This is a genomic window from Serratia sp. CY74737 (genome assembly GCF_052166775.1).
GTDB lineage: Bacteria > Pseudomonadota > Gammaproteobacteria > Enterobacterales > Enterobacteriaceae > Serratia > Serratia ureilytica.
In genome coordinates this window covers 117,239-139,424 of record NZ_JBJNOF010000006.1, presented here as the reverse complement: position 1 = coordinate 139,424, position 22,186 = coordinate 117,239, and the positions used below count along the sequence as shown (strand labels likewise).

The following is a 22,186-nucleotide window of genomic DNA, read 5'->3' as shown; positions in this document are numbered from 1 at the left end:
CCGGACAACCTGTTAGGATTAGCCTCTTTTTAACGGAGCCTACCATGAACAAACAGCCTGAAGACTGGCTCGACGATGTCCCGGAGAATGAAAACGAGGACGATGACGAGATTATCTGGGTCAGTAAAAGTGAAATTAAACGTGATGCCGAAGCGCTGAAAGACCTGGGGGCCGAAATGGTCGATCTGGGCAAAAACGCGCTGGATCGCATTCCGTTGGACGAAGATTTGCGCGCCGCCATCGAGCTGGCGCAGAAGATCAAGAAAGAAGGCCGTCGCCGTCAGCTGCAGCTGATCGGCAAGATGCTGCGCGCCCGCGATATCGAGCCGATCCAGACCGCGCTCGATAAGCTGAAAAACCGCCACAACCAGCAGGTTTCGCTGTTCCATAAGCTGGAAGCGCTGCGCGACCGCCTGGTGGAAGAAGGCGATGACGTCATTCCGTCGATCCTGGATCTGTATCCGGCCGCCGATCGTCAACAGCTGCGTTCACTGGTGCGCAATGCGCAGAAAGAGAAGGCCGCCAACAAGCCGCCTAAGGCTTACCGCCAGATCTTCCAATACCTGCGCGAGCTGGCCGAAGCGGCTGACTAAGCGCCGCCGCCATCCCGGGATGAACCCGTTTCATCCCCGGTGATGCGCCGGTTCGCCGCTGCTTTCGCGGATATTGAAACGCAGGCTGCCTTCCAGCTCTTCTTCCGCTTCTTCAAACAGCAGAATGATCGCGCCAAAACGACGCTTGCTGCGGGCATTGAGGTGGGTGAACTCGATTTCCACCGGCAGACCGATATCGCCGGTCACCACGTCCCACAGCGCGTCGAGGTTGGCGCCAAACCCCTCGTCCAGCGCAAACTTATGCGCGAAATCGCGGTAGAAGGCCGGCACATCCTGGATCTGCTCAAAATCAAACTCTACTTTTGCCATCAAACTCACTCCACACGAATGAAGTTTTTGTAATGGTCACGCGAGACGAAGATCAGACCGTCGCTCGAATACAGCAGGCGATCGGCGCCACGCCGGCCACACTGGTAATTGATGTCCGCTTCACGCCAGACCCGGCCGCCGGCGCTCGGCAGTTGCCCTTCACGGTTAGAAAATCGATCGCCGCCAATCGCCTTGCCCGGCAATACCGAACAGAGGTTGCCTGAACGCGGGTCCCAGCCCCGCTCGCGCGCCTGCTTCTTGGTGATGTAATAATCCGGCAGCCGCTGATGCTGCTGCAGGTAACTCACCACCGTTTGCTGCTGCGTGAGCCGATCGATGCTCTGTTGCTGCCCCGCCGGCGCTTGCACCACCGCCGCATTGCCGCCAATCGCACGGTGCTCGTTGCCGCGCAACGCGCTGAAGACGGCGATGACCACGGCGATGACAATCGCCAACAGAATCCGCTTGTTCATGACATTCCCTGAAATTATGCCGCCGGAGGCGCCGCAGCTCCCCCAGGCTAGTTAGGTATATAGTCGACCTGGATGAAACTAAGATGACCGACACGTTGCGTTTTCGCGGCGGTGTGGGTTTCATCCATTCATGTCAATGATGCCACTTTCCAGCCGTTCTGGCACTCGGAGTCTCTCTGAAAACGAGCCGCCTGCTCTGAGACGGCCCGCCGAACAACGACTGCTTACAGTATAGTCAGGGAAGGCGCCGCACAGCGCGGCGCAACAGGAGGGAACGCATCAATCGATCAAGGCGTGGCGATAGCGGTGCAACATGTCGGCCAGACGTTTCACCGGCCCGGTGACGCTGAGCGGCGCCTGATTGTCGACCAGCTTCTGTTGGTACTCGTTCATTTCGCCCAGCAAGCGATCGTAGTAATAGGCGCGCTTGACGTCGTTCTTGGCGGAGACCACCCGATCGGCGGTGCTGCGGATCTGGCGGTGGAAGGCCGACAGCTCTTCGCTGGCCGGAATTTCCGCTCGCTGCATGCGCTGGTGGGCGATGATCAGGTTCAGCGCCAGACGATACTTGGCAATGTCGTTCGGGAACATCATCAGCAGCTGATTAAGCTGCTGATACAGCGCGGGCAGGTGATTTTGCCGACGGCGTGCCGCCTTGGTGGTCAGCGCCGACACCGCGCTGCTGACGAACTGGTTGAGCAACGTGCGGCCGGTGCGTTCGCGCGAATTATCGCGGATCAGCAGCAGCACCATCAGCCCGACGCAGCTGCCGAGGAACTGGCCCAGCGCCCCGTCGAGAAACTGGGTCACGTTGAACTCCATCGGATTGCTCAGCACCAGAATGTTGATGGTCCCCGCCAACAGCCCCAGCGAACCGAGCCGCCGCTTCTGCACCTCGATGCCGATGAAAAACGCCAGCAGGCCGAGGCTGAGACACAGCAGCAAAATGCTCTGCTGGGTCGCCGGCAGGATCACCATGAAGAACAGAGAACCGACCGGGATTGCCGCCAGCATGCCCAGCACGAAATCCATCGCCACCATGCGCGGCGCCGGGGTGCGCATCGCCAGCGAGGTGATCACCGCAATGATCACCATAAAACCGCTGCCGGACGTCCAGCCGGTCCACAGCCACAGCAGGCAGCCGAAGGCCGTCGCCACAAAGGTGCGCAGACCGTTGATCATCGCGTGATGCCCTTCCGCCGAGGTCGGCTTGACCACGGTTTCATTGCTCAATACGCCCTCTTCCACCGCGCTGATGCTGCAGTTGGTGTGCACGCCTTTCGACAGCAGCAGGTAGCGCGTCGCCGCGCCGACCCAGCCGGTGATGGTCGGCAGCGTTTCCTCGGAGCGATGCGTGGTCAGCACCTGGCGCAACAGCTTCATGCGTTTGTGGATCTCCTGCGGGGTCTCCGCCGGAACCATCAGCTGTTCCCGCAAACTTTCTTTCAGCGCCTGTGGGTGATTCAACAAGATCAGATAGGTTTCACAGGCCTGGGTGATCAGCGTCAGCGACAGGGTATGCAGCGCCTTCACCCGACGGTTGACCTTCTGCCAGCGCGAGGACTCCATCATCAGGTTGTTGCGCATGCCGTCCAGCGCCGTGGTGCTCTTCACCAGATTGCTCCAGGCACGGTCAATGTCTTCTTTGTCGGCGTTGCTGATGCACATCTGCATCAGGCGATATTGATCCACCAGCAGTTGATCCACCGCCCGATCGATGTCCTGCTTGATCGAACGCGGTGAAAACAGCAGATCGGCCAACACGGCGCTGACGATGCCCAGCACGATCTCGCTGCAACGCTCGATGGCGAACTGCGGCGCTTCCAGCAGGTGGGCCTCGCTGGTGGCGACCGTCACGATGATGATCAGCGCGGTATAGCCGGCCAGCCCCCAGGCGTAGGAGTTCTCCACCTTGATAAGCGAAGAGAGCCAGGTGCAGAAACCGGCCCACATGCAGCACAGCATCAGCATCACTACCGGCGCTCGGGCGGTGGTGATGATGATGAGCAGGCCGACGAAGCAGCCGATAAAGGTGCCGATGATGCGCAGCCAGCCGCGATGGCGAATGGCGCCGGAGAAGGGTTCACCGCCGGCGGCAAAGGCCGGGCCGGCGGCAACGATGGCGGCGGTCATCGCCGACCAGCGCGGGGTTTCCAGATTGAGATGGAAGCCGACGAACAGCGCAAACACAATCGCGAAGCTGAGTTTGAAGGCAAATCTCAGCCGGATAAAGGTTGGGCTGCTCATTAGCCGAACTCACGCAGCCGGTGCATCAGGCGCACAAAAGGCGAGCCGCTGTCGGCATTGCGATCGTTCTTGCCGACGATCACCACGGTGGCGGTGGTGCCGGCCGGGTACGGATGCTGTTGATCCTTGGCGTCCAGCAGGATCTTCACCGGCACGCGCTGCGCCAGGCGCACCCACTCCAGGTTGCTGTCGATCGAGGCCAACCCTTTGTTGTTCACCGTGCTGCTGCTGTTGTTCACCGCCGCCGCCACGCTGTCGACGGTGCCATGCATGATGCGGTTGCTGCCGAGCGGGGTAATCTCCGCGCGATCGCCCTTATTCAGGCCGTTCAGCTTGGTCTCTTCCAGGTACGCCAGGATGTAGAAGGAATCTTTCTTCACCAGTGCCACCGCAACCGACCCGCGGGTGATGTATTCACCGGCGTGTACGTTGAGGTTGGTGATCCAGCCATCGGCCGGGGCGCGCACCGTGGTGCGCTCCAGATCCAACTGCGCCAGCTCGCGAGCCGCAATGGCCTTCGCCAGCTGGTGCTGCACGGTCTGCAGCGAGTTGTTCGACTGGTCAATCTCTTCCTGCGACATCGCCTGCACGCCCAACTTCACGCGGCGGCCGGCCTCACGCCGTTTTTCCGCCGCCAGCGTCTGATAGTAGGCGACGTCGGCGCCGGCTTCCGCCAAGGCCTGCTCATAACGCGGCCGATCGACCACGAACAGCACCTGGCCTTTCTTGACCAGTTGGTTGTCCACTACCGGCACGTCGGTCAGCAGGCCGCTGACGTCCGGCGCGATCGCCACCACGTCGGCGGTGAACTTGGCGTCACGCGTCCACGGCGACTCGGTGTAGAACACCCAGGCCTTGAATACCGCGGCAATGCCCAGCAGCACAAGAATCAAAGTGATCGCGATTCGGGTTATTTTTATCGAAAAATTTTTCACAGCGACCTCAAACAAAAAGACACGAAATCAGATAAAACAAGCAGCAATACAGCGCGGTATTAAACAGCGCCGGATGCCAGACAAAATCGTAAATCCCCGTCGGCTGCAGCAGGCGGCGCAAGAGAAAAAACAGCGCCAGCGACACCAGCAGCTCGAAAAACACCGGCGGAAACGACAGTCCGAAGATGACCATAACCGGAAGCAAACTCATCACTTTTTCCTTATTGTTCACTGCGCCGGGGGAAGACAGGTCTCGCCATTCACATTCTCTTTACATTTTAGCGTGCGCGCGCCACAAATCTTGACCAGGCAGCTTGTCCAGGTCACGAACCCGAAAAAAGGTTAAACTTTGGGGCAGACATCCACGACAGGGATTGCGAGGGTGCCGGAGGAGCAGCAGGATGACGTCGCCGCTCGCTCTCGCACGTTGGTGAGGTCTATTCACCCGACCACGTTATATTAGCCTGCTTACTATCAAGGCATCAACAATCTGTGATCTAAATCACTTTTAAGCCAGAGTGAATAATGGAAAGATTAAAACGCATGTCGGTATTCGCCAAAGTGGTTGAGTTCGGGTCGTTTACCGCGGCCGCGCGCCAACTCGACATGAGCGTTTCATCGATCAGCCAAACCGTCTCGAAACTGGAAAATGAGCTGCAGGTCAAGCTGTTGAACCGCAGCACGCGCAGCATTGGCCTGACCGAGGCCGGCAAGATTTACTATCAGGGCTGCCGACGCATGCTGCAGGAAGTCAGCGAAGTGCATGAGCAGCTGTACGCGTTTAACAATACGCCCGCCGGCACGCTGCGCATCGGCAGCTCGTCCACCATGGCGCAAAACGTGCTGGCGAACATGACCGCCGAGATGATGAAAGAGTACCCGGGTCTGACGGTCAACCTGGTGACCGGCATACCGGCGCCGGATCTGATCACCGACGGGCTGGATCTGGTGATCCGCACCGGCGCGCTGCAAGACTCGAGTCTGTTCTCGCGCCGCCTGGGGCAGATGCCGATGGTGGTGTGCGCCGCCAAAAGCTACCTGAGCCAGCACGGCACGCCGCAGAAGCCGAGCGACATGGTCAACTTTTCCTGGCTGGAGTACAGCGTGCGGCCCGACAGCGAATTCGAACTGATGTCGCCGGAAGGCATCACCACGCGCATTTCCCCGCAGGGGCGCTTCGTCACCAACGACTCCTCCACCATGATCCGTTGGCTGAAAAACGGCGCCGGCATCGCCTACGCCCCGCTGATGTGGGTGATCGAAGAGATCAAGCGCGGCGAGATCGAGATCCTGTTCAAAAGCTACCATTCGGATCCGCGGCCGATCTACGCGCTCTATACCGAGAAGGACAAACTGCCGCTGAAGGTACAGGTGTGCATCAACTATTTAACCGACTATTTCGAACGCGTAGCGGCGGTCTATCAGGGTTATCGCTGAGCAGCACTTAAATAGCGGCGCGCCAGCGCGGCCAGCAGCATCAGCGCCAACATGCCGATGCCCCACAGCAGCCAGACGGCGTAGCTCGCCCAGGCCAGCAGCAGAGGAAAATAGCTCGCCAGCCCGTTGCCCAGCTGTTTCAGCCACGGCAGCCAGGCGTCCGACACCGTCTGCGGCACCAGGCTCAGCGCACCGTTCACCGGCAACGTTGCGTTTCCGGCCGCCTCCGCCAACGCCGGCAGCCAGGTCAGCAGGCCGGATACGCCCCAGGCCAGCAACGTCCACAGCGCCATGGCGCCCAGCAGCAGCGCGACCGTCCAGCCGCCCCGATTCACGGCACACCGCCGCCGCACTGCGGACAAAAGCGGCTGCCCGGCGGCAACGACGCGGCGCACTGTCCGCAGGTGGCGCTCGCCGCGGCAAACGGCTGGCCGCAGCGGTGACAATAACGCGCGCCCGGCTTATTCACGGCCCGGCATTCCGGGCACTGCAGCCCCTGCTCGCCATGCTGGTTATAGCGGTTGCCATGGTGGCCACCGCCGTGGCCCGCGCGCCGATGACCGCCGTTAATACCGCCTTGCCCCAACAACCTTTTCAGTAAGCTCATCCCGCCTCTCCTCTGTGCATTCACGCTGAAGCTCACTGTAAACCCTGGAGTAAACTCCAGGGTAAAGCCCAGCGATGAGGATTTACGTTTCATTACATCGTAATAATGGCAAGGCTTTGATGCCGTTAACAAAAGCACCATCGGCATTATCCCACGCCGCCACGCTGCGTTATGCTGCGGAAACCTCTCCCTGCATCAGGAATAACCATGAAAAAAATCATACTGGACTGTGACCCGGGACATGACGACGCCATCGCCCTGCTGCTGGCCTGGGGCAATCCGCAGATCGACCTGCTGGCGGTCACCACCGTGGTGGGTAACCAAACGCTGGACAAAGTGACGCGCAACGCCCTGGCGGTGGCGCGCATCGCCAACATCACCGACGTGCCCTTCGCCGCCGGCTGCCCGCGCCCGCTGGTGCGCAATATCGAAGTGGCACCCGACATTCACGGCGACTCCGGCCTCGATGGCCCGGTGCTGCCGGAGCCTCACCTGCAGCTGGACTCGCGCCACGCGGTGGATCTGATCATCGATACCGTGATGGCCCACCCGCCCGGCAGCGTGACGCTGGTGCCGACCGGCGGCCTGACCAATATCGCCATGGCGGTGCGTAAAGAGCCGCGCATTGCCGAGCGGGTCAAGGAAGTGGTGCTGATGGGCGGCGGCTATCATGTAGGCAACTGGAGCGCGGTGGCGGAGTTCAATATCAAAATCGATCCCGAGGCGGCGCACATCGTGTTCAATGAAAAATGGCCGCTGACCATGGTCGGGCTGGATCTCACCCACCAGGCGCTGGCCACGCCGGCAGTCTGCGAACGTATCGCCGCCCTCGGCACCCGGCCGGCCACCTTCGTCGGCGAACTGCTGGCATTCTTTGGCCGTATGTACCAACAGGCGCAGGGCTTCAGCGCCCCGCCGGTACACGATCCTTGCGCAGTGGCCTACGTAATCGATCCGAGCGTTATGTCGGTGCGCAAAGCGCCGGTGGATATCGAGCTGACCGGCACCCTGACGTTGGGCATGACGGTCGCGGACTTCCGCGCGCCTCCGCCGCCGGACTGCCACACCCAGGTCGCGGTCAAACTGGATCAGGATAAATTCTGGGATCTGGTGGTGGATGCGCTGGAACGGATCGGTGACGTGGAGTAAGCGCACAAGAGACGAGATTAACGCGCTTGGGCAGGCGCGTTAGTCCGTATTCTGCCGCGGCAACAGGAGGCTCAAGCCATAACCGCTTTTATTTCCAATGCAGCAGAACAATCCTAATAATAAATTATTTCATGAAAATTTAAAAAAACAGATAAAGACAGGAAGAATCTTAATAAAATTAAAACCATGAAAATCACATTGAATTTAAAAACCAGCAATGGGAAACGATGAAGCAAATCTCCGCCCTCACGCCGCCACTGACGGCATCAATTAAACAAGCAGATACCTCTTTTATTCTTCACACTGCCTGCCAATATAGACCATTGCCGGGATACCCCACGATATCCACACACGCAAGAACCACAGGCAACACATTGATTTTAATTAATAAAAACAATATTAAGATTAAAAATTGACTGAATAACAATAGATTTGAGAAAATGGCGCGTCTGATTTTGCAAACAACAAAATGCCTTTTGCGAGTGAAAAATACGGCTTAACCTTTCTTTGGGCAAACAGCCTCGTGCATTCTCAGGGTAAACATTATTTATCGTTTTACCATAAAGACGGTTTAAATTTCCCGTGAGACATTGTCAATTTCAACATGACACGCACTTCAATACCAGGATAAAGGATAGGGAATAATCAAAACATGCATTTAATAAACGCTATCAGGCCTTGGCAGGTTAACCATGGCCGATAAATCTCCCGCTAACGCAGCGACCATCGCCGTGCTGCCCCTGCTGCTGATCTGGATGGCGGCGATCCTGCCGGTCTATCATCCCAACATGGGCGGCGACGGTCTGGCGCTGCCGCAAAACATTCTGGCCTGGGGCGTCATGGCGCTCACTACGCTGATCGTGACGTTTACCGTTTGCCTGGGTCGCATCCGCCTTTCGCTCACGCCCACCGCACGCCTGTTGCTGCTCGGCATCGCCGTGCTGGCGCTGCCGTTGCTGTATACCCGCCCCGAATGGCGCGAAGACGCCCTGTGGCGCTGCGCCGGTTTGCTCGGCGGTTGGTTGTTCTATGTCGCCTGCCTGCAGCTGCGCGTCACCGCACGGCAGCGCGAGCTGCTGCTGTTCGGCCTGTTGTTTGCCGTCGGCATTCAGGCGTTGTTGGCGGCTTTACAGCTGTTCGCCCCCGCGCTGGCCTGGGTATCCCCTAACGGCGGCCGGGTCTACGGCGTCTTTCAGCAGCCGAACGTGCTGGGCAGCTTTATCGCCACCGGGCTGGCTTTGGCGCTCTGGCTGCTGCTGGCTCCCTTCTCTGCGCCGACACGGCGGCAAATCCCGCTGCTCGCGCTGCTGGCCGCTTTCTCCGCCCTGCTGGTGCTGATCCAGTCGCGCGCCGCCTGGTTGGGGGCCGCATTGGCGGCGGCGCTGCTGCTGTGGCGCTTTGCCCGCCAACGCCCGGCCGCAAGCCGCTGGGCCGGCGGCGCGCTGCTGCTGGGCGCCGCGATCGGTCTGACGGTGCTGTTCACCGGTTTTGGTCTGGATGGCCGCGCTGGCCTGATCGGACGGGAGCTTTCCAACAGCGCGCGCCTGACCATGCTGCACGACGTCGGCGCCATGATCCTGGCCAAGCCGCTGCTGGGCTGGGGCTACGGCGGCTTTGAATACAGCTTCGCGCACTTCCGCCTGCAGACAATGCCCTGGAGAGAAGTGCTGGAAGTCGCCGGGCATCCGCACAATGAAATCCTGCTGTGGTGGGTCGAGGGCGGCCTGACGGCGCTGGCAGGTATCGCTATCGTCCTTGCCGCCGGCGTACGGCTGCTGAAAAGCGCCTGGCAACGGGATCGAGAACAGCCGAACGGTGCGCGCGTCGGCCTGTTCCTGGTGCTGCTGCCGATGCTGATACACACTCAGCTGGAATACCCTTTCTATCTGTCTGCGCCGCACTGGCTGGCGTTTCTGCTGCTGCTGGCGCTGCTGGACGGCCAAACCGGCGAGCCCCGCCAGCTGCCGTTCGCCAAAGCCCTGAGCCTGCCGGTGGCGCTTGCGGCGCTCGGCGTGCTGGTGATGGCGGCCTTCGCCTGGCAAGGGCGCATGGCGCTCACTCAGTCGGAGCGCACTATGCTGGCCAACATCGACAGCATCGAGCAGATGCCGCCGCCGGCCGCCTGGATCTATCGGGAGCGCAAAACCTTCGATGAGCAATCTCACGCGCTGCTGGTCTATAACCAAACGCGCGATGATGCCCTGTTGACCGGCTATCGGCAGTGGGCCAATGCCTATCTGCAGCGCCGCATCGACGCCAACGTCTACGCCACGCTGATCATGATCTTGCGATATCAGGGGGATCAGGCACAAGCCGATGCTCGCCAGCGGGAAGCCGCTTTTCTGTTTGCGCGGGATGCGCGGTTCAGGTAGGGACAACGAGGTGAGAGCGATGCCTCGCCGCTCTCACCTGCGTCATTTTATGTCGCAAAATTAACGCGGCAATATCGCGCACTCTTTATCCAGCAGCGACTCTACCGAAGCGCGGTTGCCGACGTCCCAGCCGCGCTTCGAGGCCAGCAAAATAAACCCCCGTTGGCCGCCAAACGTAGTGGGCACTAACGCCACGCCATATTCCGCCATCTGCGGCGGCGATAGATGGAAATAATCCGCCAGATCCTTAATCGGGTAAACGCCCATCGCGGTTGGCTGCATCACGCGGCGCGCGTAGTAGGTGTGGCGCAACAGCTTATCCGGCAAGGGCCGCCATTGTTCCTGTATGTAGGGACGTTCCGCCTGCAATTGACGCCGCACGTCCTCACGCAGACAGGTCAGGTGAATATGCAATTGGTTTTGGCTGCGGCCATATGCGGAGTTGATCGCCATGCCCAACATATCATCCGGCACCGGCCCGCCATATTCGGCGGCCAGCCGATAACGCATCAGCCAGGCATAGCCAAAATAGTCCGTCCGTTCCCCGGCCAGCAGCTGCGGGCTTTCAATGCCGGAGAGCGGCGCCGTCGGAACCAGAATAAAATGGTAGGGATAACGCGGGTTTTGCAGCACGCTGAAGCCCTGAGCCTTTCCCTGCGGCATATAAATCTGCTCACAGGGCGCCGGATCGCGCTTTTGCTGATAATTGGCCATGCAAAGCTTATCGACTACGCCCCACAGCGCATCGGAGCGGGCGCAGCCCGTCAGGGACAGGACGCCCAGCGCCAGCAGCCAACGCCGGGCGGGTATAGCCAGACGCGTCATCATCGTATTGCTCTGTTTTTTCGCCACGTCAATTTTATTCCATTATATCGTGCAGGCTACGGCGTCCTGCCGCGCTTAGCGTTACGAATGCGAGAAAGGCCGCAAAATGGAGCATGATTGAGGGGCCAACGCGTGGCCCCTGGAGGAAAAATTACGCCGTGCCGCCGACGGTGAGCGTGTCCAGTTTCAGCGTCGGTTGGCCGACGCCCACCGGCACGCTCTGGCCTTCTTTGCCGCACACGCCCACGCCTTTATCGAGCGCCAGATCGTTGCCGACCATCGAGATCTGCTGCATAGCCTCGATGCCGGAGCCGATCAGCGTCGCCCCCTTCACCGGTTTAGTGATGCGGCCCTTCTCGATCAGATAGGCTTCGGTGGTGGAGAACACGAACTTGCCGGAGGTGATATCCACCTGGCCGCCGCCAAAGTTCGGCGCGTACAGGCCGTACTCAACGCTGGCGATGATCTCTTCCGGCGTCGATTTACCCGCCAGCATGTAGGTATTGGTCATGCGCGGCATCGGCAGATGCGCGTAGGATTCGCGGCGGCCGTTGCCGGTCGGCGCGACGCCCATCAGGCGCGCGTTGAGCTTGTCCTGCATGTAGCCTTTCAGCACGCCGTTTTCGATCAGCACGTTGTACTGGCCCGGCACGCCTTCGTCGTCGATCGCCAGCGAGCCGCGGCGCCCTTGCAGGGTGCCGTCGTCCACCACGGTACACAGTTCGGACGCCACCCGCTCGCCCATATGGCCGCTGAACACCGAGGTGCCGCGTCGGTTGAAGTCGCCTTCCAGGCCATGGCCCACCGCTTCGTGCAGCAGCACGCCCGGCCAGCCGGCGCCCAACACTACCGGCATATTGCCGGCCGGCGCCGCCACCGCGCCGAGGTTGACCAGCGCCATGCGCACCGCTTCTTTGGCGTAGGCATCGGCGCGCACGTCGCCGTCGACGGTTTCCAGGAAGTAGTCATAGCCGAAACGGCCGCCGCCGCCGCTGGAGCCGCGCTCACGCTTGCCGTCCTGCTCCACCAGCACGCTGACGGAAAGACGCACCAGCGGGCGAACGTCCGCCGCCAGCGTGCCGTCGGTGGCGGCCACCAACACCTGCTCGTAAACGCCGGTGATGCTGGCGTTCACTTCCTGCACCCGCGCATCGGCGGCGCGCGCCACCTTGTCGACGCGGTGCAACAGGGCGATTTTCTCTTCGCGCGGCAGGCTTTGCAGCGGATCGAGCAGCGGGTACAGCGCTCGATAACCGATTTCGCCCAGGGTATGCGCCCGCCCGTCGCCCTGCTCGCGCACGATGCTGCGCGCCGCCTGGGCGCTCTGCTGCAGCGCATTCAGGGTGATCTGATCGGCATAGGCGAACCCGGTCTTCTCACCGCTGACGGCGCGCACGCCGACGCCCTGGTCGATATTGTAAGAGCCATCCTTGATGATGCCGTCCTCGATCACCCAGGCTTCGTGATAGCTGGACTGAAAATAGAGATCGGCGTAGTCGATACGGCGTTCTGCCAGTTGACCCAGTACCGAGTACAGGTCTTGATGACTCAGCTTGTTGGTAGCGAGTAACTGCTCACTGACAAACGTCAGACTCATAATGGTTTCACTCTTGATTGGAGGATAACTTGTCAGACGGCGCCGTCAGCGACGTCTGGAATCGGTTGTGCTGCAGCACCGGCATCTGCGCACGAATATTTTTCAGGCTTGCGGCGTCCACGCGCACCTTCAGTGCCGCCACGGCGTCCGGGTTCTCGGCCAGTACCTTGCCCCAGCCGTCGACGGCCAGCGTGTGGCCCCAGGTGCGACGGGTCGGCCCGTGGCGCCCCACCTGCGCCGGCGCCAGGATCATGCACTGGTTCTCGATCGCTCGGGCGCGCAGCAGGATTTCCCAATGCGCCTCGCCGGTTACCCGCGTAAAGGCCGCCGGCACCGAAATCAGTTCGGCGCCCTGCGCCCGCAGCGCCTGGAACAGCGCGGGGAAGCGCAGATCGTAGCATATGGTCATGCCCAAACGCCCGACCGGCGTATCCACCACCGTCAGGTGCTGCCCATGCTGGTAGGTATCCGACTCGCGGTAATGGCCGTGCGCGTCGTTGATGTCCACATCGAACATGTGCAGCTTGTCGTAGCGGGCGCGGATCTCGCCCTGCTCGTCGAACAACAGGCTGCTGGTGGTGATAAGCTCCGGGTTCTCACGGCTGACGAGCGGCATCGAGCCCACCAGCAACCACACGCCATAGCGGCGCGCCAGTTCGCGCACCGCATTCTGCAGCGGGCCATCACCCTGTTTTTCCGCCTGTTGGCGGTAGGCTGCGGAGTTGGCGAACAGCAGCGCGTTCTCCGGCGTCATGACCAGTTTTACCCCGGCATTGAGCTGCTTAATCTGCTGTTCAATCTGGGCCAGGTTATCGCGCACCTGATCGCCACTGCACAACTGCAACAACGCAACGTTAGCATTCCTCATGACGCCTTATCCTCCTTTGACTTACGCTGTACCTCATTGATCTTCGGCTGGTCGAGATCGCCGCCGATATGGTAGCGAATCAGCGAAATCTTGCTCCACAGCGGCCCCAGCACCTGCGAGGCGGCGAACACCGCCGCGCCGACGATCGGGTTAACGACAAACGCCGTGGCCACGCCGACGGTCGCTGAAATCGCCGGCGCCACCACCGCTTCCATATCGATGCGGCGGCGCGCCAAATCGATCTGGCCGCTCATAGCAATATCCGCCGCCAAGCCATCGATCAATAGATTATCAGTATGCATTATGCCATCTTTCAGCCAGGCGGTACTGCGGATGGAATCAAAGTAGAAGCCTTTGCCGAAGGTATCGCTGAAGTCGAACTGCAGCTTGCGCAGCAAAGCGTCGAAGCTGACCAGCCGCAGCAGCTGACCGGCGCGGCCGCCGCCCATGCTGTCGATCTCGCCCTTGCCCATTTTGACCTGCAACGCGCCGCTCAGCGTATCGACCCGCGGCTGCCACGGCGTGCCATGCCAGTACAGATCGAAATCCACGTCGTAAGGCGCTCCCTTGAGCGGAATGGTGATGCCGAAGAAGGCGGCGGTTTCATCAATCTTACCGCCGAGCAGCTTGCCTTTCAGCGAGCTGCGCTCTTCCTGCGCGTTTTGTTTCCACAGGCCGGTGGCGGTCATGCGCCCTTGGCCGGTATCGACCAGGCCGTGATCCAGCGTCAGAGTATCACCCCGATTAGTCAAATCCGCCTCGACCTTGCCGAGGTTCTGCCCCAGCACCCAGCACGACTTGCAGCGCAACATCAGCGAAGGCCAGTCGCGGAAGCTGATTTTCTCCGGCGGCGGCGGCGTGCCCGCCGCGCTTTTCGTCTCTGCGAACTGCGGGTTGTAATACAGATAATTGATATCGGCGCGCCACGGCCCGCGATCGGCCACCCGCAGGCTGCCGTCCACTTCGTCGCTCTTGGCGCTCACGAGGGTAGCGCCAAGCTGTTTCTCGGCCGACAGCGTCAGCTTATGCCAGGCCTGGCCGCCCAACAGCAGCTGCGGCGTGGTCAGCGCCACGGTGGTGGGGAAGCTGAAACCTCCCACCTGGCCGCTGCCGCCGCCCTGTTTCAGCGCCGGCGCGAGCAGCGCCAGCCACTGCTCACCGTCCAACGCCGGCAGATTCAGTGTCATCGACTTGCCGGCCGGCAGCGGCGGCGTGCCGCCCCCGTTGGTTTGCCAGGCGGCGCGCGCCAGATTCACCTGTTTTTTATCGAAGTTCCATTCACTGTTGAAACGGTTCTGTTTGCCCGCGCTACCGGTCAACATGAAGCCGTTCAAACCGCCTTTGACCTTGACGTTCACCGGCAGCGCCTCTCCTGGCGCCTTGTCCAGCGGCGAAGGTAAGTGACTGCTCACTTTCTTCAAATCCGCGTCGAGACCGATATCGTAGCTGGCCGAACCTTGGTGCGGCAGCGTGATGGCCACCTGGCTCTGCCAGGGCGCGCTGCCGCTGAGCGCATCGGCGGCCTCTTTCGGCAGGCCGGGGAACTTGCCCGGCTGCCAGTCTCCTTTCAGACCAACGTTGACCTTGTAGTCACGCTCGCCTTCCTGCGTAGTGAAGTTGACCGCCACCGGTTGCCCGAACCAGTTGGCCGACAGGGTGTCGCTCTCCAGATTGCCGTTGTTGAAACGGAATTTGCCGCTGAGCTTCTGCAGCTCGCTTTCCAGCGGTTTTATCAGCAACGAATTATTGTTCAGCGCCACTTCACCGGTGGCTTTGACCTGCTCGCCGTCCAGCGGGATATCCAGATGTAAGCGCCCACTGACATCGCCGCCAATTTGCAGCTGCTCCAGCGCCGCCCCCAGCGAATCGTGCAACGGCGTCTGCATAAAGTAGTCATGCACATCGCTGCCCGCGCCGGCCACGTCGGCGTCAATCAGCAGCCGCTCTTTCAGGTAATCCGGGATCACCGCGCTGATATTTTTACCCGCCACCTTGCCCAACCGGGTTTGCGGCGCATGCATCCACAGCCCCTCGTTGGCGAAATCGAGATCGATCGCCAAATCGGTCAGCGCCGGCCAGCCCGGTTGGAACTGGAAGGTGGCATGGCGCAGCGGTACGAAGACTTCGAACTGTCCTTCGTTTTTGCGATACGGGAAGTGCTGCGGATCGCCGGAATAAATCAGCGTGGCGTTATCCACCTGGCCGCCCTGAATGGCGCCGCTCAGGTAGTCCACCAGATGCTTGCCCATCAACGGTTCCGGGAAATAGCGCCAGGCGTCGGCGCCGTCATACAGGCGGATGCCCGCCAGGATGTTCAGCCACGGATCGCCCTTGGCCGGCTGCTGATAACGGAAATCGCCATTGACCCACAGCGACTTCGCCTTGACGTCCAGCCCCTGACTCGCCAGCTCCCAGCCCTGATCGTTGTAACGCCAGGTCAGCGCGCCACGCGCGCGGCTGACTTCAAGCGGCGCGCGGAACATGTCGCCGTAAGGCAGGGTGCTGTTGGTGAGCCCCAGCGTCAGGCGGCCGTTCTCCACCCCGCCGCTCAACGCCCCGGAGAAGTGGTTAACGCCCGGCAGCAGTTCCCAACGCTGCCAGCTGACATCGCGCCACAGCGCCTGGAAACGGCTCTTTTCCGGCTGCTTGAGCGGAATGTCCAGCGCCAGCGCTTCCAATTGCCCCTGCGGCTGCAGATCGTTCCAGCGGTCGAGCACGTCCGGGCTGAGGAAGGAGAAGGTCGGCAACAGCGCCGACAGACGCTCCAGCTGAATATCAGTCGCGCGCACACGCAGTTCTTCATTCTGCGCCGGCCCCATGAATTCGGTGTTTTCCGGCAGCCACAGCGCGGAAAGCCCGCCCTGCGGCCAGGCCTGGCCGTCGGTGCTCAACCGCAGTTGCGGCACGTCGAGCTGCCAACCGGTGCCCTGGCGGCGCAGCGACAGCGCCAGATTATCCACGTCCAGCCGGTGCTGCGCGGCGCCGGTGTCCCAGTTGGCCGCCCCCTGCTTGAGCAACGCATTGCCGCCGGCGATCTGGCCGTTCTGCACCTGCAGCCAGGCCGCCAGGCTGAAGTCGGCGCTTTCCAGCCCGGTGTTGGCGCGCAGCCAGCGGGTAAACCAGGGTTTCATATCGATGTTATCGGCCTGCAGGTAGACCGTGCCTGTATCCAGCAGGCCCTGATTATCACGCAGGTCCATGCGCAGCTGCACCACGCCGTGTTGGCCGTTCAGCGTCGACAGGCTGATCTGCCCCTCGGCGCGGTGGCGATCGCGGCCGTTGAGCCAGGTCAGCTGAGGAATGTCGAATTCGGCGCGCGCGCCGGCGGGCGTCAGGAACGAGATACGGCTGTCGCGCAGATCGAAATGATCGAGCTGGCGCAGCATCAGATCGCTGATTTTGCCCGGCTCAAGGCCTTCGCCCTGCTGGTCGCCGCCCAGCGTGGCGTTCAAGTCGAGGCGGAATTGGTAGAAGGTCAGATCGCGGAACTGCCAGCGCCAGTGCAGCAGCGACTGCCACACGTCCAACGCCAGCGTCACGCGCTCGATATGCACATCGCTTTTGGGCAGCGTAGCGCTCAGGTTGCGCATTTCAAGCTGCGGGCCGAACGTTTCCCAGCTGCCCTGCACGAAATCCATCCGCACGGGCACGCCGGACAGCTTCTCCACCTGCGCCAGCAGTTGGGGGCGGTAGTCGTTCAGCTTCGGCAGCATCAGGCGCAGCCCGCTGATCAGCAGCGCCACAATCACAATTAGGGTGGCGCCTGTTGCTAACAGAATCCCAGGCAGTCGCCTCACGCAGTTCTCCTTGCTCCGCTGCCTGGCAACGGGAATATCTATGCACTGACGGGCCCGGCGTGCCGGGCCCCTACCGATGTCGGGCGGGCTACATCATGACGACGTCGAACTGCTCCTGGCTGTACAACGGTTCGATCTGCACCTTCACCTGTTTGCCGACGAAAATCTCCACTTCGGCCAGCGCGTGCGACTCTTCGCTCTTCAGCGCTTCGCCGACCGCCGCGGAGGCGTACACCAGGAAGCGATCGGAATCGTAGGCGTGATGCACGCGCACAATTTCGCGCAGGATCTCGTAGCACACGGTTTCCACCGTTTTCACGGTGCCGCGCCCATTGCAAGTAGGACAATCGTGACAGAGCACATGTTCAATGCTTTCACGCGTTCGTTTACGCGTCATTTCAACTAAGCCTAGCTGAGAGAAGCCGTTGATCGTGGTTTTTACCCGATCTTTACTCAACGCCTGCTCCAGCGAGTGCAGCACCCGGCGGCGATGCTCTTCGTTGTTCATATCGATGAAGTCGATAATGATGATGCCGCCCAGGTTGCGCAGCCGCAGCTGGCGGGCAATGGCCTGCGTCGCCTCGATGTTGGTATTGAAGATGGTTTCATCGAGGTTGCGGTGGCCGACGAAGGCGCCGGTGTTGATGTCAACGGTGGTCATCGCCTCGGTCTGATCGATGATCAGATAGCCGCCGGACTTCAGCTCCACCTTGCGCTCCAGCGCGCGCTGGATCTCGTTTTCCACATCGTACAGATCGAAAATCGGTTGGCTGCCGGTGTACAGCTCCAGCTTGCGGGTGATGTCCGGGATATACTCGCCGGTAAACTCCACCAGCAGATCGTGCGTCAACCGCGAATCGACGCGAATGCGATCCAGGGCCGCGCCGGCGAAGTCGCGCAGGATGCGCTGCGCCAGCGCCAGCTCGCCGTACAGCTTGTATTTGGTCTGGTTGCGCTTCTTGCGCTCCATCACCTTGGTCCACAGGCGTTTGAGGAACGCCGCGTCCTGCGCCAGCTCCTCCTCGCCGATGCCCTCCGCCGCGGTGCGGATGATAAAACCGCCCAGCTCGTCGCAGTGCGGCGCAACGATGGACTTCAGGCGTTCACGCTCGGCTTCGCTTTCAATGCGCTGCGACACGCCGACGTGCGCCGCGCCCGGCATGAAGACCAGATAGCGCGAAGGCAGCGTAATGTCGGTAGTCAGACGCGCGCCCTTGGTGCCGAGCGGATCTTTCACCACCTGCACCATCAGGTCTTGCCCCTGGCGCACCAGCTCGGCGATGTCGCGCACGTGGAAGTTTTTCCGCTCGTCGCCGGCGACGCATTCGGTATGCGGCATGATGTCGGAGGCGTGCAGGAAGGCGGCCTTGTCCAGGCCGATGTCGACGAACGCCGCCTGCATCCCCGGCAGGACGCGGCTGACGCGCCCTTTATAGATATTGCCGACGATGCCGCGTTTGGATTCGCGTTCGATATGAATCTCTTGCAGAATGCCGCCATCGATATAGGCGACCCGCGTTTCAGACGGTGTGATATTAACCAGTAGCTCAGCTGTCATGCCTTCTCCTCAGAGCCGGTCGATAATGGCAGCGCCCATCAACCGGTTCTTACATCACGTAATGCGACAAAATTACTGAGCAGCTCATGTGTTTCGACCAGTGGCAGACCGACCACCGCGTGATAACTCCCGGTTATCGTTCTGACGAAACAACCACCCTTTCCTTGAATGCCGTAGGCGCCCGCTTTATCCATCGGTTCGCCCGTAGCAATATAGTCGCGGATATCCTGTTGCGACAGGCTGCGGAACGTCACGTCGGTCACCACCAGCTGGCAACGCACGTCTTGGCGATCGGCGATCGCCACCGCCGTCATGACCTGATGCTGTTTGCCCGACAGGGCCGCCAGCATCTGTGCCGCATGGGCTTCGTCGCGCGGCTTCTCCAGCACCCGGCCGTTGAGCACCACGATGGTGTCGGCGCCCAGCACCGGCCGATCTTCCTGCGCCAGCGCCACGCCCGCTTTGGCCTTGTCCTGCGCCAGGCGGCGCACATAGGCTTCTGCGGCTTCGCCTTCCCGGCGCTGCTCTTCGGTATGCGTCAACAGGATGTCGAACGATACGCCCAGCAGGGTCAGCAGTTCACGTCGACGTGGGGAGCCGGAGGCCAGATAAAGCGAAGTCATTGAGATACCCTTACTGTACGGCGAACTGACGGCGGATTTTGCGCATCAACAGGAATAACCACGGCCACAAAATGCCGTTTACCACACTACTCCAGAACACCTCTGGGCGGAAAGAGACGTTGATCACTAAAAACTCAGCCCAGAACACCACCACGTCCATCGACAGCGACAGCAGCACGACGATCAGCGCCTGTTGCCACAGCGCCATATTGCGGAACAGTTGGAATTTGAACGCCACCAGGTAGGCGATGATGCCCAGCGCCAGCGCGCGCACGCCCAGCGTGGAGCCGAGGATCAGATCCATGATCAACCCCAGCACGAAACCGGTGCCGACGTTGACGCGGTGCGGCAAGGCCATCACCCAGTAGATGAGGATCAGCACCAGCCACGAAGGCCGGAACATGTAGATCTGTTCCGGCCACGGCATGATTTGCAGCACCAACGCCACCAGGAACGACAGCCAGATGATCCAGCGCCCGTGGCTGCGGTAACTGTTCATTGCACCACTCCCGCCGCAGCAGGCTGGGCTGGAGGCTGGGCAGACGCCGGAGCGACGGTTTGCGGCGCCACGCCGGTGGCCGGCGCAGGCAGCTGCGGCCCGACCGAACCGGCAGGCGGCAGCACCTGCGGCATCATCTGCATCAGGCGCTCATTGGCCACGCGGTGAACTTCGTCCGGCGGCAACGGCATGTCACCGTTGCGATCGGCGCCCCACAGCAGCAGCAGGTAGCGCAAGCGCTGCAGACCGGCGGTCGGCCGCGCCTGAATCACGGTGTAAGCGCGTTGATTGTCGACCTTGACCGAAGAGACTACCGCCACCGGATACCCTTCCGGGAAACGGCCGCCGAGGCCGGAGGTCACCAGCACGTCGCCAACGCGGATATCGGTATTGTTCGGCAGGTGTTCCAGCTGCAGATCGTCGGCGCAGCCGCTGCCTGCGGCGATCACCCGAATATCGTTGCGCAGCACCTGAATCGGCAACGCGTGCGAGGCATCGCAGATCAGCAGCACGCGGCTGGTCACCTTCGCCACCGCCACGACCTGGCCAACTACGCCCTTGTCACTGATCACCGGCTGGCCTTCATAGACGCCGTTGTCCGACCCTTTGTCGATAACGACCTGGTCGCTGTACGGATCGGAACCGGTGGAGATCACCTGGGTGACCATCTTGTGTTCGTCCTGGCGCAGCGGGGAACCCAGCAGCTCGCGCAAGCGGGCGTTTTCCTGCTTGAATTGGCCAAGAAGAAGAATATCGCTGTTTTTCAGCAGCAGTTCCTGCCGCAGAGCTCGGTTTTCCAGCTCCAGCTGTTGGCGGGTGGCCAGCGTTTCCGACACGCTGTCCAAAACTTTACGCGGCCCGTTGGCCAGAAAATAGAAAGGGCTGACTGCGGTGTCCATGTAGTTACGTATCTTCACGAACGTGCCGAGCCGGCTGTCGGCAACGATCAGGCCAATGGCCGCGATCACCGCCAAAAAAAGTCGCAGTTGCAGGGAAGGCCCCCTGCTAAAAATCGGCTTCATAAATTATGCGAGTTCCTCGACAACAGAAAGAGGAACCGTACCCGATTTTCGCTGTGCGCATTCATCCGATACGATTCCTCCTTCCAGGGGCTGACTATTCTTCGCTGAACAAATCGCCGCCGTGCATGTCGATCATTTCCAACGCCTTGCCGCCGCCGCGCGCCACGCAGGTCAGCGGATCTTCCGCCACCACGACCGGGATGCCGGTTTCTTCCATCAGCAGGCGATCGAGGTTGCGCAGCAACGCGCCGCCGCCGGTCAAGACCATACCGCGTTCGGAAATGTCGGAGGCCAATTCTGGCGGACACTGCTCCAGCGCAACCATCACCGCGCTGACGATGCCGGTCAGCGGCTCTTGCAGGGCTTCGAGGATTTCATTGGAGTTCAGGGTAAAGCCGCGCGGTACGCCTTCAGCCAGGTTACGGCCGCGCACTTCGATTTCGCGCACTTCGTCGCCCGGATAGGCAGAACCGATTTCGTGCTTGATGCGCTCTGCGGTGGCTTCGCCGATCAGCGAGCCATAGTTGCGGCGCACATAATTGATGATGGCTTCATCGAAACGGTCACCGCCGATGCGCACGGAAGAGGAGTACACCACGCCGTTCAGCGAGATCACCGCCACTTCAGTGGTACCGCCACCGATATCCACCACCATGGAGCCGGTCGCTTCGGAAACCGGCAAGCCTGCGCCGATCGCCGCCGCCATCGGCTCTTCAATCAGGAACACTTCACGCGCGCCGGCCCCTTGGGCGGACTCGCGGATAGCGCGGCGTTCAACCTGGGTTGCGCCGACCGGCACACAGACCAGCACGCGCGGGCTTGGACGCATAAAGCTGTTGCTGTGAACCTGTTTGATAAAGTGCTGCAGCATTTTTTCGGTCACGAAGAAGTCGGCGATCACGCCGTCTTTCATCGGGCGAATAGCCGCGATGTTGCCGGGGGTGCGGCCCAGCATCTGTTTTGCGTCATGACCGACGGCCGCTACGCTCTTTGGGGAGCCGGCACGATCCTGGCGAATGGCAACCACCGAAGGTTCATTCAGTACGATGCCTTGCCCTTTAACATAAATCAGGGTATTGGCGGTACCCAAGTCGATGGACAAGTCGTTGGAAAACATGCCACGAAATTTCTTAAACATAACGAAAGGATAATCCTGCAAGCTGGGGGCGGAAAATAAAATCCGCCTACTTTACCAACCACACGAAGCAGCGACAAGGCGCAAAAACGTTCTACTTCGGTGAAAAATAGTCTGTA

The 22,186-nt window shown here is 60.9% G+C and carries 20 protein-coding genes; 4 read left to right on the top strand and 16 right to left on the bottom strand.

The genetic code is table 11. From position 1 onward, the window contains the following. Nucleotides 1-44 precede the first annotated feature (44 nt). Nucleotides 45-593 (top strand): ribosome biogenesis factor YjgA, encoded by a 549-nt coding sequence (yjgA, locus tag ACJ8PE_RS10055; RefSeq protein ID WP_004936968.1) that lies wholly within the window; start codon nucleotides 45-47, stop codon nucleotides 591-593. Between the two features lie 30 nt (nucleotides 594-623). Here yjgA and ACJ8PE_RS10050 read toward each other — a convergent pair whose 3' ends face one another. The 5 genes from ACJ8PE_RS10050 to aaeX form a co-directional block, all read right to left on the bottom strand. Then, the gene (locus ACJ8PE_RS10050) at nucleotides 624-923 is read right to left on the bottom strand and encodes a barstar family protein (RefSeq protein WP_033644909.1); all 300 of its coding nucleotides are present in this window, start codon (nucleotides 921-923) and stop codon (nucleotides 624-626) included. A gap of 5 nt (nucleotides 924-928) precedes the next feature. Then, entirely contained in the window at nucleotides 929-1,396 is a 468-nt protein-coding gene (locus ACJ8PE_RS10045) for a ribonuclease (protein WP_182074433.1), read from the bottom strand. Between the two features lie 279 nt (nucleotides 1,397-1,675). Next, nucleotides 1,676-3,643, bottom strand: coding sequence for a p-hydroxybenzoic acid efflux pump subunit AaeB (gene aaeB, locus ACJ8PE_RS10040; protein WP_197792731.1), 1,968 nt, complete (start codon nucleotides 3,641-3,643; stop codon nucleotides 1,676-1,678). Beyond that, nucleotides 3,643-4,578 carry a p-hydroxybenzoic acid efflux pump subunit AaeA gene (aaeA, locus tag ACJ8PE_RS10035; RefSeq protein ID WP_033644462.1) on the bottom strand — a complete coding sequence of 312 codons (936 nt, stop codon included), beginning with the start codon at nucleotides 4,576-4,578 and terminating at the stop codon, nucleotides 3,643-3,645. The genes aaeB and aaeA overlap by 1 nt, the downstream gene beginning before the upstream one ends. Before the next feature lie 7 nt (nucleotides 4,579-4,585). Next, complete coding sequence (gene aaeX, locus ACJ8PE_RS10030; protein ID WP_004936952.1) at nucleotides 4,586-4,789, bottom strand: p-hydroxybenzoic acid efflux pump operon protein AaeX; 204 nt, start codon at nucleotides 4,787-4,789, stop codon at nucleotides 4,586-4,588. Nucleotides 4,790-5,103: 314 nt separating this feature from the next. Between aaeX and aaeR the strand changes: the two genes are divergently transcribed. Then, complete coding sequence (aaeR, locus tag ACJ8PE_RS10025; protein WP_004936950.1) at nucleotides 5,104-6,015, top strand: HTH-type transcriptional activator AaeR; 912 nt, start codon at nucleotides 5,104-5,106, stop codon at nucleotides 6,013-6,015. On the opposite strand, the gene ACJ8PE_RS10020 is transcribed toward aaeR, so the two are convergent. After that, the gene (locus ACJ8PE_RS10020) at nucleotides 6,006-6,350 is read right to left on the bottom strand and encodes a hypothetical protein (protein ID WP_197759892.1); all 345 of its coding nucleotides are present in this window, start codon (nucleotides 6,348-6,350) and stop codon (nucleotides 6,006-6,008) included. The two genes, aaeR and ACJ8PE_RS10020, sit on opposite strands and share 10 nt — an antisense overlap. After that, entirely contained in the window at nucleotides 6,347-6,622 is a 276-nt protein-coding gene (locus ACJ8PE_RS10015; protein ID WP_197759891.1) for a zinc ribbon domain-containing protein, read from the bottom strand. Before ACJ8PE_RS10015 ends, ACJ8PE_RS10020 begins: the two co-directional genes overlap by 4 nt. A gap of 207 nt (nucleotides 6,623-6,829) precedes the next feature. On the opposite strand from ACJ8PE_RS10015, the gene uriH reads away from it, so the two are divergent. Together uriH and ACJ8PE_RS10005 are read left to right on the top strand one after the other, a co-directional pair. Further along, the gene (gene uriH, locus ACJ8PE_RS10010; protein ID WP_273873238.1) at nucleotides 6,830-7,771 is read left to right on the top strand and encodes a uridine-preferring nucleoside hydrolase UriH; all 942 of its coding nucleotides are present in this window, start codon (nucleotides 6,830-6,832) and stop codon (nucleotides 7,769-7,771) included. 692 nt (nucleotides 7,772-8,463) lie between these two features. Then, nucleotides 8,464-10,143, top strand: coding sequence for a PglL family O-oligosaccharyltransferase (locus ACJ8PE_RS10005; protein WP_197792733.1), 1,680 nt, complete (start codon nucleotides 8,464-8,466; stop codon nucleotides 10,141-10,143). A 60-nt stretch (nucleotides 10,144-10,203) separates the two neighbouring features. Here the strand turns inward: ACJ8PE_RS10005 and ACJ8PE_RS10000 are convergent, their stop codons facing one another. The 9 genes from ACJ8PE_RS10000 to mreB form a co-directional block, all read right to left on the bottom strand. After that, entirely contained in the window at nucleotides 10,204-10,968 is a 765-nt protein-coding gene (locus ACJ8PE_RS10000) for a CDP-diacylglycerol diphosphatase (RefSeq protein ID WP_033644908.1), read from the bottom strand. Nucleotides 10,969-11,119: 151 nt separating this feature from the next. Further along, on the bottom strand, nucleotides 11,120-12,565 hold the full coding sequence (gene tldD, locus ACJ8PE_RS09995; protein ID WP_033651236.1) for a metalloprotease TldD: 1,446 nt from the start codon (nucleotides 12,563-12,565) through the stop codon (nucleotides 11,120-11,122). Nucleotides 12,566-12,572: 7 nt separating this feature from the next. Then, complete coding sequence (gene nit1 / locus ACJ8PE_RS09990) at nucleotides 12,573-13,433, bottom strand: deaminated glutathione amidase (RefSeq protein WP_033644455.1); 861 nt, start codon at nucleotides 13,431-13,433, stop codon at nucleotides 12,573-12,575. Further along, nucleotides 13,430-17,230 carry an AsmA2 domain-containing protein YhdP gene (gene yhdP / locus ACJ8PE_RS09985; protein ID WP_197759886.1) on the bottom strand — a complete coding sequence of 1,267 codons (3,801 nt, stop codon included), beginning with the start codon at nucleotides 17,228-17,230 and terminating at the stop codon, nucleotides 13,430-13,432. The genes nit1 and yhdP overlap by 4 nt, the downstream gene beginning before the upstream one ends. 88 nt (nucleotides 17,231-17,318) lie before the next feature. Further along, nucleotides 17,319-18,788 (bottom strand): ribonuclease G, encoded by a 1,470-nt coding sequence (gene rng / locus ACJ8PE_RS09980; RefSeq protein ID WP_019453170.1) that lies wholly within the window; start codon nucleotides 18,786-18,788, stop codon nucleotides 17,319-17,321. A 38-nt stretch (nucleotides 18,789-18,826) separates the two neighbouring features. Then, the gene (locus ACJ8PE_RS09975; protein WP_033644452.1) at nucleotides 18,827-19,411 is read right to left on the bottom strand and encodes a Maf family protein; all 585 of its coding nucleotides are present in this window, start codon (nucleotides 19,409-19,411) and stop codon (nucleotides 18,827-18,829) included. A gap of 10 nt (nucleotides 19,412-19,421) precedes the next feature. Beyond that, the gene (mreD, locus tag ACJ8PE_RS09970) at nucleotides 19,422-19,910 is read right to left on the bottom strand and encodes a rod shape-determining protein MreD (protein ID WP_004936918.1); all 489 of its coding nucleotides are present in this window, start codon (nucleotides 19,908-19,910) and stop codon (nucleotides 19,422-19,424) included. After that, nucleotides 19,907-20,932: a rod shape-determining protein MreC gene (gene mreC, locus ACJ8PE_RS09965; protein ID WP_033644451.1), complete on the bottom strand. Its 1,026-nt coding sequence runs from the start codon at nucleotides 20,930-20,932 to the stop codon at nucleotides 19,907-19,909. The genes mreD and mreC overlap by 4 nt, the downstream gene beginning before the upstream one ends. A gap of 94 nt (nucleotides 20,933-21,026) precedes the next feature. Continuing rightward, nucleotides 21,027-22,070 (bottom strand): rod shape-determining protein MreB, encoded by a 1,044-nt coding sequence (gene mreB, locus ACJ8PE_RS09960; protein WP_003855260.1) that lies wholly within the window; start codon nucleotides 22,068-22,070, stop codon nucleotides 21,027-21,029. Between the last annotated feature and the right edge of the window lie 116 nt (nucleotides 22,071-22,186).

What these genes read in the sequence shown, in the direction of transcription:
- yjgA (WP_004936968.1), top strand. Translation starts at nt 45, where the DNA reads ATGAACAAACAGCCTGAAGACTGGCTCGACGATGTCCCGGAGAATGAA.
- ACJ8PE_RS10050 (WP_033644909.1), bottom strand. Translation starts at nt 923, where the DNA reads ATGGCAAAAGTAGAGTTTGATTTTGAGCAGATCCAGGATGTGCCGGCC.
- ACJ8PE_RS10045 (WP_182074433.1), bottom strand. Translation starts at nt 1,396, where the DNA reads ATGAACAAGCGGATTCTGTTGGCGATTGTCATCGCCGTGGTCATCGCC.
- aaeB (WP_197792731.1), bottom strand. Translation starts at nt 3,643, where the DNA reads ATGAGCAGCCCAACCTTTATCCGGCTGAGATTTGCCTTCAAACTCAGC.
- aaeX (WP_004936952.1), bottom strand. Translation starts at nt 4,789, where the DNA reads ATGAGTTTGCTTCCGGTTATGGTCATCTTCGGACTGTCGTTTCCGCCG.
- aaeR (WP_004936950.1), top strand. Translation starts at nt 5,104, where the DNA reads ATGGAAAGATTAAAACGCATGTCGGTATTCGCCAAAGTGGTTGAGTTC.
- ACJ8PE_RS10015 (WP_197759891.1), bottom strand. Translation starts at nt 6,622, where the DNA reads ATGAGCTTACTGAAAAGGTTGTTGGGGCAAGGCGGTATTAACGGCGGT.
- uriH (WP_273873238.1), top strand. Translation starts at nt 6,830, where the DNA reads ATGAAAAAAATCATACTGGACTGTGACCCGGGACATGACGACGCCATC.
- ACJ8PE_RS10005 (WP_197792733.1), top strand. Translation starts at nt 8,464, where the DNA reads ATGGCCGATAAATCTCCCGCTAACGCAGCGACCATCGCCGTGCTGCCC.
- ACJ8PE_RS10000 (WP_033644908.1), bottom strand. Translation starts at nt 10,968, where the DNA reads ATGACGCGTCTGGCTATACCCGCCCGGCGTTGGCTGCTGGCGCTGGGC.
- tldD (WP_033651236.1), bottom strand. Translation starts at nt 12,565, where the DNA reads ATGAGTCTGACGTTTGTCAGTGAGCAGTTACTCGCTACCAACAAGCTG.
- nit1 (WP_033644455.1), bottom strand. Translation starts at nt 13,433, where the DNA reads ATGAGGAATGCTAACGTTGCGTTGTTGCAGTTGTGCAGTGGCGATCAG.
- rng (WP_019453170.1), bottom strand. Translation starts at nt 18,788, where the DNA reads ATGACAGCTGAGCTACTGGTTAATATCACACCGTCTGAAACGCGGGTC.
- ACJ8PE_RS09975 (WP_033644452.1), bottom strand. Translation starts at nt 19,411, where the DNA reads ATGACTTCGCTTTATCTGGCCTCCGGCTCCCCACGTCGACGTGAACTG.
- mreD (WP_004936918.1), bottom strand. Translation starts at nt 19,910, where the DNA reads ATGAACAGTTACCGCAGCCACGGGCGCTGGATCATCTGGCTGTCGTTC.
- mreC (WP_033644451.1), bottom strand. Translation starts at nt 20,932, where the DNA reads ATGAAGCCGATTTTTAGCAGGGGGCCTTCCCTGCAACTGCGACTTTTT.
- mreB (WP_003855260.1), bottom strand. Translation starts at nt 22,070, where the DNA reads ATGTTTAAGAAATTTCGTGGCATGTTTTCCAACGACTTGTCCATCGAC.